General features: G+C 67.2%; 10 protein-coding genes. 5 read left to right on the top strand and 5 right to left on the bottom strand.

The window, feature by feature from the left end; all coding sequences use genetic code 11:
• The first annotated feature begins 19 nt into the window (after positions 1-19).
• The 3 genes from ACFOHJ_RS05530 (at position 20) to ACFOHJ_RS05520 (ending at position 3,831) form a co-directional block, all read left to right on the top strand.
• On the top strand, positions 20-1,234 hold the full coding sequence (locus tag ACFOHJ_RS05530) for an MFS transporter (RefSeq protein WP_378219338.1): 1,215 nt from the start codon (positions 20-22) through the stop codon (positions 1,232-1,234).
• Between the two features lie 123 nt (positions 1,235-1,357).
• Complete coding sequence (locus ACFOHJ_RS05525) at positions 1,358-2,356, top strand: ornithine cyclodeaminase family protein (protein WP_378219336.1); 999 nt, start codon at positions 1,358-1,360, stop codon at positions 2,354-2,356.
• Complete coding sequence (locus tag ACFOHJ_RS05520; RefSeq protein ID WP_378219334.1) at positions 2,353-3,831, top strand: HAL/PAL/TAL family ammonia-lyase; 1,479 nt, start codon at positions 2,353-2,355, stop codon at positions 3,829-3,831. Before ACFOHJ_RS05525 ends, ACFOHJ_RS05520 begins: the two co-directional genes overlap by 4 nt.
• Here the strand turns inward: ACFOHJ_RS05520 and ACFOHJ_RS05515 are convergent.
• Genes ACFOHJ_RS05515 through ACFOHJ_RS05495 form a run of 5 tightly spaced genes read right to left on the bottom strand, consistent with a single transcriptional unit; the run spans position 3,795 to position 9,119 of the window.
• Positions 3,795-4,745: an ABC transporter ATP-binding protein gene (locus ACFOHJ_RS05515; RefSeq protein ID WP_378219332.1), complete on the bottom strand. Its 951-nt coding sequence runs from the start codon at positions 4,743-4,745 to the stop codon at positions 3,795-3,797. The genes ACFOHJ_RS05520 and ACFOHJ_RS05515 overlap by 37 nt on opposite strands.
• A complete protein-coding gene (locus ACFOHJ_RS05510; protein ID WP_378219330.1) occupies positions 4,745-5,716 on the bottom strand; it encodes an ABC transporter ATP-binding protein in 972 nt (323 codons plus the stop codon). The genes ACFOHJ_RS05515 and ACFOHJ_RS05510 overlap by 1 nt, the downstream gene beginning before the upstream one ends.
• A gap of 2 nt (positions 5,717-5,718) precedes the next feature.
• Positions 5,719-6,549 (bottom strand): ABC transporter permease, encoded by an 831-nt coding sequence (locus ACFOHJ_RS05505; protein WP_378219328.1) that lies wholly within the window; start codon positions 6,547-6,549, stop codon positions 5,719-5,721.
• The gene (locus ACFOHJ_RS05500) at positions 6,549-7,550 is read right to left on the bottom strand and encodes an ABC transporter permease (protein WP_378219326.1); all 1,002 of its coding nucleotides are present in this window, start codon (positions 7,548-7,550) and stop codon (positions 6,549-6,551) included. The genes ACFOHJ_RS05505 and ACFOHJ_RS05500 overlap by 1 nt, the downstream gene beginning before the upstream one ends.
• 18 nt (positions 7,551-7,568) lie before the next feature.
• Entirely contained in the window at positions 7,569-9,119 is a 1,551-nt protein-coding gene (locus ACFOHJ_RS05495; protein ID WP_378219324.1) for an ABC transporter substrate-binding protein, read from the bottom strand.
• Between the two features lie 293 nt (positions 9,120-9,412).
• Between ACFOHJ_RS05495 and ACFOHJ_RS05490 the strand changes: the two genes are divergently transcribed.
• Both ACFOHJ_RS05490 and ACFOHJ_RS05485 read left to right on the top strand, forming a co-directional pair.
• Complete coding sequence (locus ACFOHJ_RS05490) at positions 9,413-11,434, top strand: CocE/NonD family hydrolase (protein ID WP_378219323.1); 2,022 nt, start codon at positions 9,413-9,415, stop codon at positions 11,432-11,434.
• Between the two features lie 302 nt (positions 11,435-11,736).
• Positions 11,737-14,505: an autotransporter family protein gene (locus tag ACFOHJ_RS05485; protein WP_378219321.1), complete on the top strand. Its 2,769-nt coding sequence runs from the start codon at positions 11,737-11,739 to the stop codon at positions 14,503-14,505.
• Positions 14,506-14,858: the final 353 nt, after the last annotated feature.

Here is a 14,858-nt window from a genome sequence, read left to right as displayed (position 1 = left end):
AGCCGGAGCGCCAACCGTCATGGACAACCATTCCTACCGCTGGGTGATCGTGGCGGCCGGCGGCCTGCTGGGCTGCGTCGCCATCGGCGCCATGTTCTCGCTTCCCGTCTTCCTGCGGCCGATGGCTGAGGAGACCGGCTGGTCCATCACCGGCATATCCACGGCGATGACCTTCGGCTTCCTTGCCATGGCCGTGGCCAGCATGGCGTGGGGCAACCTTTCCGACCGTTTCGGGCCGCGCCCGGTGGTGCTGACCGGATCGGTGGTGCTGGCGGCAAGCTTGGCGTTGGCGAGCAGGGCGCAGGCACTGGTCGAGTTCCAACTCCTGTTCGGCGTGCTGGTGGGGGCTGCGACCGCCGCCGTCTTCGCGCCGATGATGGCGGCCGTGATGGGCTGGTTCGACACCCAGCGCGGCCTTGCCGTCTCGCTGGTCTCGGCCGGCATGGGCATGGCGCCGATGACCATGGCGCCGCTGGCCGCCTGGCTGGAGACGGGCTATGGCTGGCGCGCCGCCATGCTGATCGTCGCCGGGGTCGCGGCGGCGCTGATGATCCCGGCTTCGCTGCTCATACGCCGGCCGCCGGCGCTGGAGGCGACCCAGTCGGGGATCGCGGCAGATGATGCGATGCCGCAGATGACGGTCGCGCAGGCGGTGCGCTCGCCGCAATTCATCACCCTGATGCTGGCGAATTTCTTCTGCTGCGCCACCCATTCCGGCCCGATCTTCCACACGGTGAGCTATGCGGTGACCTGCGGCATCCCGATGATCGCGGCGGTGTCGATCTACAGCGTCGAGGGACTGGCGGGCATGTTCGGCCGCATCGGCTTCGGCCTCGCCGGCGACCGGTTCGGCGCGCAGCGCGTGCTGGTCCTCGGGCTCCTGGCGCAGGCTTTCGGCGTGCTCGCCTATGTGTTCGTCAGCCAGCTTGGCGGCTTCTATGCCGTGGCCGCTGTGGTCGGCTTCATCTATGCCGGCACGATGCCGCTTTACGCGGTCATCATCCGAGAGAATTTCCCGCTCAGGATGATGGGCACGATCATTGGCGGCACGGCCATGGCCGGCAGCCTCGGCATGTCCACGGGACCGCTGCTCGGGGGGCTGATCTACGACCGCTTCGACTCTTACGCGCTCATGTATATCGGCTCGTGGGGCATGGGGTTGGCGGCGATGCTGATCCTGCTGGCTTTCCGGCCGTTCCCGGCGCGGCAGGCGCCGCAGATGGCCGCGGCCTGAGCGTCGCGCCGTCCGGCTTGCCGGAAAACATGCCGCCGCCGGCCGATCACTGCGGAAATGGGGTCCCTCTCGGGCGCCGCATGGTCTAGGGTCTGCCCGGTTCAGTTTTCGAGGCGGCAGGGCATGGCGATCTACATCGATTATCTCAACGGGCTCGACATCGAGGCGCTCGCGATGAGCGACGACGAAATCATCGACGCGATCGAAGCCGGGCTGATCGCGCAGGGCAGGGGCGAGACGGTGATCGAGCCGCGCGTGCATCTGGAGCCCGACCCCGCCTTTCGCGGCCATTTCAACGTGCTTCGCGGCTATGTCGCGCCGCTGGACGCCGCCGGCGTGAAGATCGTCGGCGACTATGTCGACAACTACAAGCTCGGCCTGCCGTCGGAATTCGGCATCCTCAACCTGTTCGATCCGCGCACCGGCACGCCGCGCGCCATGCTCGACGCCACCGCCATCACCGACATGCGCACCGGCGCCGTCACGGCGCTGGGCGGCAAGTACCTGGCCCGCAAGGGATCGAAGGTCCTCGGCCATGTCGGATCGCGCGGCACCGCCTACTGGAACGTGCGGCTGCTCGATCATCTGTTCGATTTCGACGAGATCCGCGTGCATTCGCGCCGTCCCGAAAGCCGCAACGGCTTTGCCGAGAGGCTTTCCGCCGACCTCGGCAAGCCGGTCAAGGCGGTCGACGACTGGCAGGCCTGCGTCGAGGGCGCCGATATCGTGGTGGAGGCCTCGCGCCTGCCCGAGCCGCAACCTCTATTAAAGACCGAATGGATCAAGCCCGGCGCGCTGGTGATGCCCTATGGCACGATGAGCGCCGTCGAACTGTCGCTGACCGACATCATGGACAAGATGGTCGTCGACGATTGGGGCCAGTGCAAGGGCGGCAAGCTCGGCTCGCTGCGCGCCCATGTCGAGAGCGGCCGCCTCAGCGAACAGACGCTCCACGCCGAACTCGGCCAGGTCGCTGCCGGGCTGAAGCCCGGGCGCGAGAGCGACGACGAGACCATCCTGTTCTGGCATCGCGGCCTGTCGCTGTCCGACATCGCGCTCGGTAAGGCGATGCTGACCAAGGCGCAGGAAAAGGGCATCGGCCAACGGCTGCGCTTCGCATGAAAACGGTCGTGCTTTCCGGCTCCGGCGTCACCGTTGAGGATGTCGTGGCGGTGGCCCGTCACGGGGCGAAGGTGGAAGCCGGGCCGGCGCTCGCCGGGAAGCTGGAAGAAGCGCGCCGGGTGCTCGACCGCGTGGCGGCTTCGGGCCAGAAGATTTACGGGCTGAACACCGGGCTCGGCGCCAATCTCGGCACCGAAATCAGCGGCGATGCCGCTGCCTTCCAGCGGCAACTGGTCGAAGGGCGCAGCGGCGCGGTGGGCGAACCGTTGCCGGCCGAGATCGTGCGGGCGACCATGTTTACCCGCGCGGCGACGCTGGCGGTCGGCGGTTCCGGCATCTCGCCGCATGTGTTTTCGGCGCTGCTCGCCGCGCTCGATGCCGGGGTGCATCCGGTGATGCCCTCGCTCGGCTCCATCGGCGCCAGCGATCTGCTGGTGATGACGGCGCTGGCGCGGCTCCTGATCGGCGAAGGCGAGGCCGACCTTTCGGGCGAGCGGCTGCCGGCCGGCGAGGCCTTGCGGCGGGCCGGGCTCAAGCCGGTGGCGCTGGCGCCCAAGGACGGGTTGTCGCTGGTCAGTTCCTCGGCGGTATCGGTCGGACAGGGGGCACTGGCGGTCGCGGATGGGCTGGCGGTTTTCACCCAGCAGCAGCAGGCCGGCGCGCTGACCATCGAGGGGATCGGCGCCAACAGCAACAGCCTCGATGTGCGCTCGCAAGCGGCGCGTCCGGCTTTCGGGCAGGAGCAGGCGGCCGAAGGTCTGCGCGCCCTGCTGGCCGGTGAAGCGCCGGGACCGAGGACCTTGCAGGCGCCGTTGTCGATCCGCTGCATGGCGTCCATCCACGGCGCGCTGCTTCATGCCATCGGGCAGGCAAGGCAGGCGGTCGAGATCGAGCTGAATTCGGCGGCCGACAACCCGCTGGTGCTGGCCAGGGACGGCGTCGTGCTATCCACCGGCAATTTCCATACGGCGGCGCTGGCGCTCGCCTTCGAGGGGCTGGGGCTGGCCATGGCGCAGGCAGCGGCGGCGAGCGCCGCCCGCTTCGTCCAGCTTACCGGCCCAGGCCGCAACGGATTGCCGAAATACCTGTCGCCGGTCGGCGGCGCTTCGGCCGGTTTCGTGCCCTTGCAGAAGGCCGTGAGCGCAATCCTGGCCGCGATCCGCCACAAGGCCAACCCGGTGGTGCTCGATTTCCTGCCCGTTTCGGAAGGGGTTGAGGATCACGCCACGCAGGCGCCGCTGGCGGTCGCCAAATGCGCCGACATGGTCGCGTTGTGGCGACGGCTGGTCGCGTTCGAACTGATGGCGGCGGCGCAGGCGGTCGACCTCAGGGACGGCCTCCGGCTTGCGCCGGGCACGGCGGCCGTGCATGCGCGGGTATGCGGCGTGGTCCGACCGCTGCATGAGGACCGGCCGCTGGGCGAGGACGCCGACAGGCTCTACGACGCGCTTTCCAGCGGGAAGTGGCAGGCGTAGCGGACGCCGTTCCCCGCCGGGGTCAGCTGCGGCTCCTCGGTCCGGCAGCGGGCCTGCGCGCGCGGGCAGCGCGTATGGAAGCGGCAGCCCGAAGGCGGGTTGGAGGGGCTCGGGATCTCGCCTGCCAGCACCAGCTTTTCGCGTTTGTGCTCGGGGTCGATGACCGGGTTGGCCGACAAAAGCGCCGCCGTATAGGGATGGCGCGGGCCGCCGAACACGCGGCGCGTCGGCCCTTCCTCCATCACCTTGCCGAGATACATGATGGCGACGCGGTCGGTGACGCGGCCGATGACGTTGAGGTTGTGGCTCACCATGAGGATGCCGAGCGAAAAGCGCTTTTGCAGGTCGGCGAGCAGGTTGAGCAGTTCCCCCTGCACCGAGACATCCAGCCCCGCCGTCGGCTCGTCAGCGATGAGGAAGGACGGCTCGCACACCAACGCACGCGCGATCGCCACGCGGCGCGCCTGGCCGCCGCTGATCTGGTGCGGGAATTTTCCGAGCTGCGCCTGGGCAAGACCGAGGCGAGCCATCAGGTCCAGCACCTTCGGCCAGCGTTCCGCCTTGTCGAGGCCGTGAATGACGATCGGCTCGGCAAGCAGTTTTCGCACGGTGAGGCGCGGCGACAGCGACGACAGCGAATCCTGGAAGATCATCTGCACGCGCCGCCGCAGCCACAGCCGGTCGGCGCGCGTGAGCGCGGTGAGGTCGCGCCCCTCGAAGCGAACCCGGCCCGAGGTCGGGCGGCTGAGGCCGATAAGCGCCTTGGCGAGCGTGGTCTTGCCGCTGCCGCTCTCGCCGACGAGGCCGAGCGTTTCACCGACGGTCAGCGACAGGTCGATGCCGGCGACCGCCTGCACGCCGCCTGAAAAGGTGACGCGAAGGTCCTCGATCTCGATGGTGTCCGGCTCAGCCATCACGGCACCAGCCAGCAGGCGGCGGCGTGGCCGGGGGCGACTGGGCGCGGCGGCGGCTCCTCTCCGCATTTGGCAAAGCGCGAGGGGCAGCGGTCAGCGAAGATGCAGCCGGATGGCACGTTGACGAGGTCGGGCAGGCCGCCCGGAATGGTCACCAGCCGCTCGCCGGGCGCATCGGCCGGGTCGATCTCGCAGGCGAGCAATGCCTGCGTATAAGGATGGCTCGGCCGGGAAAACAGGCTGCCGACCGGGCCGCTTTCCACGATCTTGCCCGCATACATGACCGCCACCTCGTCGCAGATTTCCGAAATCAGCCCGAGGCTGTGCGATACGAAGACGATGGAGCCGTGGAACTCGGCGTGCAACTCCTTCAACAGCCGCACGATCTGCGCCTCGATGGTAACGTCGAGCGCCGTGGTTGGCTCGTCGGCGATGAGGATGTCGGGCTCGCACAACAGCGCCATGGCGATCATGACGCGCTGGCGCATGCCGCCGGAGAACTGGTGGGGATAGGCCCACAGCCGCTTCTCGGGGTCCGAGATGCCGACGCGGGCGAGCATGCGGGCCGCCCGCGCCAGCAATTCGCGGCGGCCAAGCTCGGGATGGCGGCTGCGCTGCGCATCGACCAGTTGGGTGCCCAGCGTGAATACCGGGTTGAGCGCCGTCATCGGGTCCTGGAAGATCATGGCGATGCGGGTGCCGCGCAGGCGCCGCAATTCGCCGGGGTCGAGCGCAAGGAGGTTCTTGCCGCCGAAGGCGATTTCGCCGGAAATGCGCTGGGTATTGTCGGGCAGCAGGCCGAGCAGCGCCAGCGCCAGCGTCGACTTGCCGCTGCCGCTTTCGCCCACCAGCCCGATGACGCTGTGCCGGCCGATGCTTAGGGAGACATCGCGCAGCGCATGCACCGTGCCATTGTCGGTGGCAAAATCGACGTTGAGGCCGCGGATTTCGACCAGGCTGGTGTCGTCCATTTCTAGCGCCTCAGCTTGGGGTCGATGGCGTCGCGCAACGCCTCGCCGAACAGCGTGAAGCCGAGGGTGGCGAGCGTCAGCATGCCGCCCGCGACCAGGACTGGCCAGACCGACTGGTTGAGGTAGGTGAAGCCGTCGAACAGCATCGAGCCCCAGCTTGCCAACGGCGGGCGGATGCCGACGCCGAGAAAGGAAAGGCCCGCTTCCAGCGTGATCACCACCGGCACGTTCATCGAGGCCAGCACGACGATCGGCCCGATGATGTTGGGCAGCACATGGACCAGCATGATGCGCGGCCCGGAAGCGCCCAGCGCGCGCTCGGCTTCCAGGAAGGGCCGCTCCTTCACCGTCAATGTCTGCGCGCGCGCCACGCGCCCGAATTGCGGGATGAACACCACGGTGACCAGAAGGATGATGTTCAACAGGCCGGGGCCGAGCACCGCCACCAGCGCCAGCGCCAGGATCAGGCTCGGGAAGGAACTGACGATATCGAAGCAGGCGAGGATGGCCCGCTCGATGGCCGGCGGCGCGTAGGCGGCGGTGACGCCGAGCAGCACGCCCAGCACGAGCGCGGTCGCCGTCACCGCCAGCGCCACGCTGACGGCGATGCGGGTACCGTAGAGGCTACGCGAATAGAGGTCGCGCCCGAGATGGTCGGTGCCGAACCAGTGGCTCGCCGAGGGCGGCGTCAGCCTTGCCGCGACATCGATCTGGTTGGGCATGTGGGTGGCGATCAGCGGCGCGGCGATGCCGCTGAGAACGACGATCAGCGCGGCGATCAGGCCCAGCCGCCCGCTCGGGCTTTTCCAGACGCGCCACAGCACCTCCCGCATCAGCTTCCGTCCCCGGTGCGGGCCTTGCCGAGATTTTCGCGCACGCGCGGATCTAGCCAGGCATAGGAAAGGTCGACGAGAAGGTTGGCGAGGACGAAGATCGCCACCACCACGAGGATGCCGCCCTGCACGATCGGGTAGTTGCGGTTCTTGATGGCGTCGAAGATCAGCGAGCCGAGGCCCGGCCGGTTGAAGATGATCTCGACGAAAACCGCTCCGCCCATCAGTTCGCCGATGCCGACGCCGAGGATGGCGACGGTCGGGATGCAGGCAAGCTTGAGCGCATATTTCATGACCACGCGCCGTTCCGGCTGGCCATAGGCGCGCGCGGTGCGGATGAAGGGCTCGCCCAGCACCTCGAGCAGCGAGGAGCGCACCAGCCGCGCGATATAGCCGATCCAGCCGACGGCGAGCGCCAGCGCTGGCAGCACCAGATGATGCAGCTGGTCGATGAAATTGCCCGGCGTGCCGGCGCCGAGCACCGGGAACCAGCCGAGTTTCAGCGAGAAGAAGTAAAGCAGCAGGATGGCCACGACATAGCTCGGCGTGGCGACCAGGCTGACGCTGAGCACCGCCAATGCCTGGTCGAGAAGGCTGCCGGGGCGCACCGCGGCATAGCAGCCGATCGGGACGCCGATCAGCACCGCCAGCCCGATCGCCGAAAGCGCCAGAAGCAGCGTGTTGGGCAGCGCCGCCATCACCAGTCCGGCCACCGGCCGGCTGGTCAGCACGTCGACGCCGAGGTCGCCGCGTAGCGCGCGCAGGAAGAACACGAACACGCGCTCATAAAGCGGCAGGTTCAGCCCCATCTGCTCGCGAAAGAGCGCCACCGTCTGCGGGGTGGCGCGCGGCCCGAGCAGGATCGTCGCCGGATCGCCGGGAACGATCAGGGTCAGCGCGCACAAAAGCGCCATCGAGCCGATCAGCACCAGCACCGCCGTGGCAAGGCGGATGGTGCCATAGCGGGCGAGGCTGTTGCGGCCCCAGAGGCCCTCCCTCACGCCTTTCGCCAACAGCCGTCAGGCCTGCTGCTTGAAGGCCGCGTACTGCATCTGGCTGCCGTTGGGGAGGATGCCGGGCTGGAGCGTGTCCTTGAAGGCGTAGGTGTAGGCGTTGTGGGTGATCCACCAGAAGGCGGCGGATTCGTCCATCAGCTTCTGCGCGTCGATGTAGATCTGCTCGCGTTTCTTGGGATCGGATTCGACGCCGCCCTTCTTGTGCAGTTCGTCGAAATCCTTGTTCGACCAGCGCTGCCAGTTCCAGGTGCCGATCTGGTCGGAGGTGAACCACTGCGTCTGGAAGCCGGGGTCGAACTTGCCGTGATATTCCACGAGCACCAGTTCGAGGTCCTTGCTGGTGTCGTTTTCGCCATAGGCCCAGTAGGCGCCCGGATCGAGCGCGTCGATCTGCACGTCGATGCCGATCTCCGCCAGGTTGGCCTGCACCACTGCCGCCGTCGCCTGCGACACCGCCTTGTTGAGCACCGTCAGCCTAGTCGAGAAGCCGCTGCCCTGGCCCGCTTCGTCGAGCAGTTTCTTGGCGGCCTCGACGTCGCGCGCGTATTTCGGCGCATCCGCCCAGAAGCCGAGGATGCCGGGCGCCTCCAGCGCGTAGGCGGGCTCGACCGAGCCGTTATAGGCGGCGGCGATAATCGCCGGCACGTCGAGCGCCAGCCGGACCGCCTGGCGCACGCGCACGTCGTCGAACGGCTTCTTCTCGATGTTGGGGCCGATCCAGACATAGTCGATGGCCGAAATCTTCTCCACCTTGATGCCGGACGTCGAGGCGATGTCGGTGGCGACCGCCGGGTCGATGCGGCCGAAGTCGATCTCGCCGGCCTGCAGGGCGATCTGAGCGGTCTTGTCGTCGGAAATCGGCTTGCCGACGATTTCGGTGAAGGTCGGCTTGTCGCCGAGATAGTTGGGGTTGGCCACGAGTGTGAAGTGGTCGCGCGGCACCCACTCCTTCAGCATGTAGGGGCCGGAGCCGATCGGGGTCGTCTTGAACTTGTCGCCCAGCGCCTCGAACGCCTTCTTCGAGATGATGGCGCCGGAGCCGTCCGCCAGCGCGATCAGCCAGACGGCCGGCGAGGGGTGCTTGAGATGGATTCTGCCGGTCAGCGGTCCGGTGACCTCGACCGAATCCAGCGCCGCCCAGTCGTCGGCATAATCGACCTTGGTGCCGTCCGCCGCCGGCTTGAAGCGCTCGAAGGAGAACTTCACGTCCTCGGCGGTGAGGTCGCCATAGCCGCCGGTGAACTTCAGACCCTCCTTGAGCTTGAACTCGATCAGCGTGTCGTTGACCTGCTTGATCTCTTCCGCGGCGTCGTTCTCCCATTCGGTCGAGCCCGGCTTGAACTTCACCAGGCCCTGGTTGACGGCGAGGATGACGTTGACCTCGATGGTGCCGGTGCGGTTGGCCGGATCGAGGTTCTTCAGGTCTTCCTCGACGCGCACGACGATGCGCCCGTCGGCGGCTTGGACCACGTTCGACCAAGGCATGCCCAGCACCGTGACCCCGGCGGTGGCGGCGCCTGCGAGAAAGCCCCTGCGCGTCAGTTCGTAACCCATAGCCTGCATCTCCTCCGGGCCGCCCATGTTGGCGGCCGTTTCCGTCCTGCGTCTTCGTCCTGCGGCCCGTTCACGCGGAAAGGATCGTACGAAGGCCGCATATGGTTCACAAGAAAACGGCAACGGCAAGCCGCAATCCCGGGCGAATGAAGTTTCTTGCCGATTGTGCTGCGTGGAAAAGGGTTCCGGGGCCAATTTTCCGACATGCGGAGTCGGCAGGCTTGCTTTCGCCCCGCGCGCTCGGGCAATGTCCGCGCGGGCAGGCGGGAGGCCTGCGGCAGGGAGCATGCCGAGTGAGCATCAGGACGGTTACCGATTTTCCGCGGCGCGTGCGCACCATCGACACCGAGTGGATCGAGCTTGGCGACGGGACGCGGCTGGCGGCGAAGATCTGGTTGCCTGAGGACGCGGAGGCCTCGCCGGTGCCGGCGATCCTCGAATACCTGCCCTACCGCCGCCGCGACGGCACCGTCCTGCGCGATAGGCAGATGCATGCCTATTTCGCCGGCCACGGCTATGCCTCGGTGCGCGTCGACATGCGCGGCTCGGGCGATTCGGACGGCCTGCTTCTGGACGAGTACCTGCCGCAGGAGCAGGGGGATGCGGTGGAGGTGATCGCCTGGCTGGCCGCGCAGCCATGGTGCAGCGGCACCGTCGGCATGATGGGCATCTCCTGGGGCGGCTTCAATTCGCTGCAGGTGGCGAGCCAACGCCCGCCGGCGCTGAAAGCCATCATCACCGCCTGTTCCACCGACGACCGCTATGCCGACGACTGCCACTATATGGGCGGCTGCCTGCTCAACAATTCGATCGCTTGGGCCTCGACCATGTTCGCTTTCGGCGCGCAGCCGCCGGACCCGGCCGTGGTCGGCGAGCGCTGGCGCGCGATGTGGCTGAAACGGCTGGAAAACAACCCGCTGATGGCGGCTTCCTGGATCGAGCACCAGCACCGCGACTCCTTCTGGAAGCAGGGCTCGGTATGCGAGGACTATTCGCGCGTCACGGCGGCGGTCTATGCCGTCGGCGGCTGGGCCGACGGTTATTCCAACGCCATCCCGCGCATGCTCTCCGGCCTGCCGGGACCGAAGAAGGGGCTGATCGGCCCGTGGGCGCATGCCTATCCGCATGACGCCAATCCTGGCCCGCGGATCGGCTTCCTGCAGGAAGCGCTGCGCTGGTGGGATTTCTGGCTGAAAGGAAAAGACACCGGCATCATGGACGAGCCGATGCTGCGCGCCTGGATGCAGGAAAGCGTGCCGCCCGCCACGACCTACCCGGAGCGCCCGGGCCGCTGGATCGCCGAGGCGGCCTGGCCGCCGGCTGGGCGCCAGCCGCGAATCCTGCATCTCGACGACCGCCGCCTGAGCGACCGGCCGGGGAAGGGCGGTTCCGTCATCGTCGCGTCGAGCCTGTCCACGGGCGTCACCTTCGGCGAATGGTGCCCCTACGGGCTGGCCGGCGAACTGCCTTCCGACCAGAGGCCGGACGACGGCCGTTCCGTCTGCTTCGATACCGAACCGCTCGCTGAGCACGTCGAGATTTTCGGGGCGCCGGTGGTCGAACTGGAACTTGCGTCGCAGAAGCCGGCGGCGATGATCGCGGTGCGGCTGGAGGACGTGGGCCCGGACGGCGCCTCGACGCTGGTCACCTACGGGCTGCTCAACCTTGCCCATCGCGACAGCCACGAGCATCCGCAGGCGCTGGTGCCGGGGCAGACCTATCGCATAAAGGTGACGCTCAACGATGTCGCGCAGGCGTTTCCGGTGGGGCACCGCATCCGCCTGGCGCTGGCCACTTCGCACTGGCCGATCGCCTGGCCGTCGCCGGAGACGGGCGCACTCACGGTTTTCACGCAGGCGAGCACGCTGGCGCTGCCGGTGCGCGCGCCGTTGCCGGGGGATGCCGACCTTCGGGCCTTTGCCGAGCCGGAACAGGCGGAGACCGAACCGCATGCCATCCGCAAGCTCGGCGGGCGCAACCGGTCGATCACCGAAGACCCGATGACCGGCGACGTTACCGTGACGGTGTTCCGCGAGCGCGCTTCCTATCACCTGCCGGCGATCGACCTAAATTTCGATGCCGACACGCGCGAGCACTACCGTATCAACGACGCCGATCCTTCGGCAGCCAGCGCCGAGACCCGCTCGACCTGGCGGCTGGCGCGCGGCGACTGGCGCATCCGCACCGAAACCGCGACGCGGGTAAGCTGCACGCCTGCCGAATTCGTCATCCACGCTACCCTCGACGCTTTCGAAGGCGAAGAAAAAGTGGCCGGCCGGGTCTGGGAGAAGAAAATTCCGCGCCGGCTGGTTTGAGCCGGCACCATTCGTCCTCTCGAGCGTCCAGGTCACGCTGGCGAGCTAGCTAGTTAGCGGGAACGAGGCATCCGAGGGGACCACGTCCGCCAACATGTTTAATGCATTGCTAAAATCTTGTTTTCGCTGTTGTTTGGTCAGGTTCCCGCAAGCTTTTCCGTGTAACGTGTGCAGGCGGCGGGCATGACGGGGACAAGCTATCGCTGCGGCTTGCCGCATGCGTGATCCAACATCCCTGACAGGATGCTCGTATCAGACCAGCGATCCGGGCACCGTTCACGCGGCTCCGGGAAGGAGCAGCTATGTCAGTTCTTCCATTGAATTTTCCCGACAAGGCTAATGTCACTAAGCGTCGGCTGCTGGCCTCCGCCGCCCCCCTGGTATTGGCGCTTTCGGTTTCCGCCGCTCCGCATGCCGCAGCCCAAACGGTGACACTCAGCGGCGATACCGATCCTGCGACCGCTGCGGAAATTCTTCCCGACACCAATCTGACGATCGGCGTTTCCACAGCAGGCTCGATGACCATCACGGATGGCGGCCAAGTCAGCAATGCGGACGGCATGCTTGGTGCGGAAGGTGGAGGCGAGGCCCTGGTTTCCGGAGCGGGATCGACCTGGAAAAACTCTGGAAGGCTGACCATCGGCGCCTATGGCGGCGGGTCGTTGCGCATCGAAGACGGGGGTCGTGTCGAGAATGGTCTTGGCATCGTCGGCAGCGGCGCGCGCGGCGACGTGGTGGTGACCGGTGCGAACACAACATGGGCCAACGGGGACTCTCTCGCCGTCGGCAACCATAACGTCGGTACGTTGCTTGTCGAGGATGGCGCGACCGTCACCAGCAGCCAGGGCTTCGTCGGCGGCGGGGGGCCAACCACCGCAAGCGCAACAATCGGTAGCGTCACCGTGACGGGGGCGGGGTCGAGCTGGTCCACGCTCCTTAACATCAGCATCGGAAATTACGGCACCGGCACACTGATCGTCGAAGACGGGGCTCTCGTTCGCGCAGTCGGCGGCATTTACCTTGCACCATCCGCGGCAGAAGACAGTGGTACCCTGGTCGTGCAAGGCACGGATGCCGCTCGCGCCGTTCTCGAAACCAGCCGAATCAGCCGCGGCAGCGGGACCGCGAGCGTAACCATCGACGGCGGTATCGTGCGTGCGACGCAGAACAATGCCGCCTTCATCAACAATTTCGGCAGCGATGAATTCGTTATCGGCTCAGGCGGCGGCATCTTCGATAGCAATGGCTTCGAGATCGGCATTGGTGCCGACATCGGGGGAGCGGGCACCCTCGTCAAGACGGGACTGGGCGTTCTCACGCTGTCCGGCAACAATGCCTATACCGGCGGCACCGCCATCGAGGGCGGAACGGTGCGGATTTCCTCGGACGCCAATCTCGGTAGTGCGGCAGGGCGCCTGTCTTTCGACGGGGGCACGCTCAACACCACGGCCGACGTCATCACAGGCCGCGGCGTCGACCTGATCGGAGCCGGCACCTTCCTGACGGACGCCGGGACGACGGCCACCCTGACCGGCACTGTCGGCGGCGCGGGCTCCCTCACCAAGGATGGCGGCGGGACCCTCGTCATCGCCGGCGCGGCGACGCATTCCGGGGCCACGACGGTCGCCGCAGGCACGCTTGCCGCCGGCGCGACGAATACGTTCAGCGCGGCTTCGGCGACCGCGATTCTCGGCGGAGGGACGCTGGCGCTCAACGGTTTCGACCAGACCATCGCGGCGCTCGACAATGCCGGCCTCGTCAGTTTCGGAGGCGCGCCGGGCACGACGCTGACGGTCAGCGGCAACTATGTCGGCAGCGGCGGAACGCTTTTTTTCAACACGACGCTCGGCGGCAATGCCTCGCCCACCGATCGGCTGGTGGTGAACGGCGATACGTCAGGCACCAGCAATGTGCGGGTGACCAATATCGGTGGGGCCGGCGCGCCTACGGCGGACGGCATCAAGCTTATCGAGATCGACGGCCTCTCCAACGGCGATTTCAACCTGCTGGGGGACTACGTCCTCAACGGGGAACAGGCTGTTATCGCGGGAGCTTACGGCTATGCGCTACGCAAGAACGGCGTCAGCACCCCGGCCGATGGCGACTGGTACCTACGTTCGACGGGCCTGGCGCCGACCTTGCCGGTTTACGAGAACTACCCGCAGGTGCTGCTCGGCATGGTCGACCTGCCCACCCTGCAGCAGCGCGTCGGCACCCGCTACTGGACGGCGCTCGACGGCGCCGCACCGGCCGGCGGCGCGACCCCGTACGCCATATGGGCGCGCATCGAGGGCGCACATGGGCGCGTCAAGTCGGCCGGCTCGGTCAGCGGCGGTGCCCGCTTCGACCACGACAGCTCGCTCGTGCAGGTCGGCCTGGACGGCCAGCTCGCCGCCAATGCCTCGGGCATGTGGGTGGGCGGGCTGACCGCGCAATATGGCCGCGCCAGCGCCGACATCCATTCCGGTCTCGGCGACGGCTTCAACACCACCACCAGCTACGGCATCGGCGCGACGCTGACCTGGTACGGCGAGAACGGCCTTTATATCGACGGCCAGGCGCAGCTTGCCGCGCTGCGCAGCAACCTTTCCGCCGCCGACATCGGCAGCATCGGCAATCGTCTCCATGGCAGCGGCCATGCGCTGAGCCTGGAGGCCGGCCGCAAGACCCAGCTTGGCGGCGGCTGGTCGCTGACGCCGCAGGTGCAAATCGCCTATGCCTCGGTCGACTTCGACCGCTTCACCGACAGGTTCGGCGCCGAGGTGTCGCTCAGGAAGGGCGACAGCCTGAAAGGCCGGCTCGGCATCGCGGCCGACTACGAGCCCGGCGCCGGCAAGCATGTCTACGGCATCGGCAACCTGACCTACGAGTTCCTCGACGGTACGGCAGTGGCGGTGTCAGGCGTTGACCTCGCCATCAAGCCGCAGCGCTTCGGCGCCGAACTCGGCCTCGGCGGCAGCTACGGCTGGAACGGCGGCAAATACGCGCTGCACGGCGAGATGCTGGCCGCCACCAGCTTTGCGGGCAGCCGCAGCCTCAAGGGAACCGTCGGCTTCACCATGGGCTTCTAACAACGGGTGGTCTCCAGCCACCTCGGCCGGTGCGCAAGACCCTTGGCGGGCCGGTTGAGTCTCGACAGGGGGCGATTGCCCAGGAAAGCGAAACACCAGCGTCCTTGGATGAGAGGACGAGGTGGCGGCGGTCGGCCTGACTGCCCCCAACCGGTCATGCCCGGCCAGACGTGAGCGGGCTATGGGGCATGACCGGCGATTGCGACGAAGCGCTATCCTACACGATAGAGCGTGCGCAACCCCGGCCCGAAGCCCGACTGGTCAGAAGGTGCTATCTATTTGATAACAATAGATATGTCTGGATTATTTGTGCGGGGACCTGCGGTGATGGCGGAGGGGATGGGCCTGAAAGA

This window comes from Aquamicrobium soli (assembly GCF_042646345.1).
GTDB lineage: Bacteria > Pseudomonadota > Alphaproteobacteria > Rhizobiales > Rhizobiaceae > Mesorhizobium > Mesorhizobium soli_A.
The sequence above is the reverse complement of the archived record's forward strand: the minus strand, read 5'-3'. Positions and strand labels throughout refer to the sequence as shown.

Excerpts from the sequence above, each read along its gene's own strand:
- ACFOHJ_RS05530 (WP_378219338.1), top strand. The coding sequence starts at position 20 with ATGGACAACCATTCCTACCGCTGGGTGATCGTGGCGGCCGGCGGCCTG.
- ACFOHJ_RS05510 (WP_378219330.1), bottom strand. The coding sequence starts at position 5,716 with ATGGACGACACCAGCCTGGTCGAAATCCGCGGCCTCAACGTCGATTTT.
- ACFOHJ_RS05505 (WP_378219328.1), bottom strand. The coding sequence starts at position 6,549 with ATGCGGGAGGTGCTGTGGCGCGTCTGGAAAAGCCCGAGCGGGCGGCTG.
- ACFOHJ_RS05525 (WP_378219336.1), top strand. The coding sequence starts at position 1,358 with ATGGCGATCTACATCGATTATCTCAACGGGCTCGACATCGAGGCGCTC.
- ACFOHJ_RS05520 (WP_378219334.1), top strand. The coding sequence starts at position 2,353 with ATGAAAACGGTCGTGCTTTCCGGCTCCGGCGTCACCGTTGAGGATGTC.
- ACFOHJ_RS05485 (WP_378219321.1), top strand. The coding sequence starts at position 11,737 with ATGTCAGTTCTTCCATTGAATTTTCCCGACAAGGCTAATGTCACTAAG.
- ACFOHJ_RS05515 (WP_378219332.1), bottom strand. The coding sequence starts at position 4,745 with ATGGCTGAGCCGGACACCATCGAGATCGAGGACCTTCGCGTCACCTTT.
- ACFOHJ_RS05495 (WP_378219324.1), bottom strand. The coding sequence starts at position 9,119 with ATGGGTTACGAACTGACGCGCAGGGGCTTTCTCGCAGGCGCCGCCACC.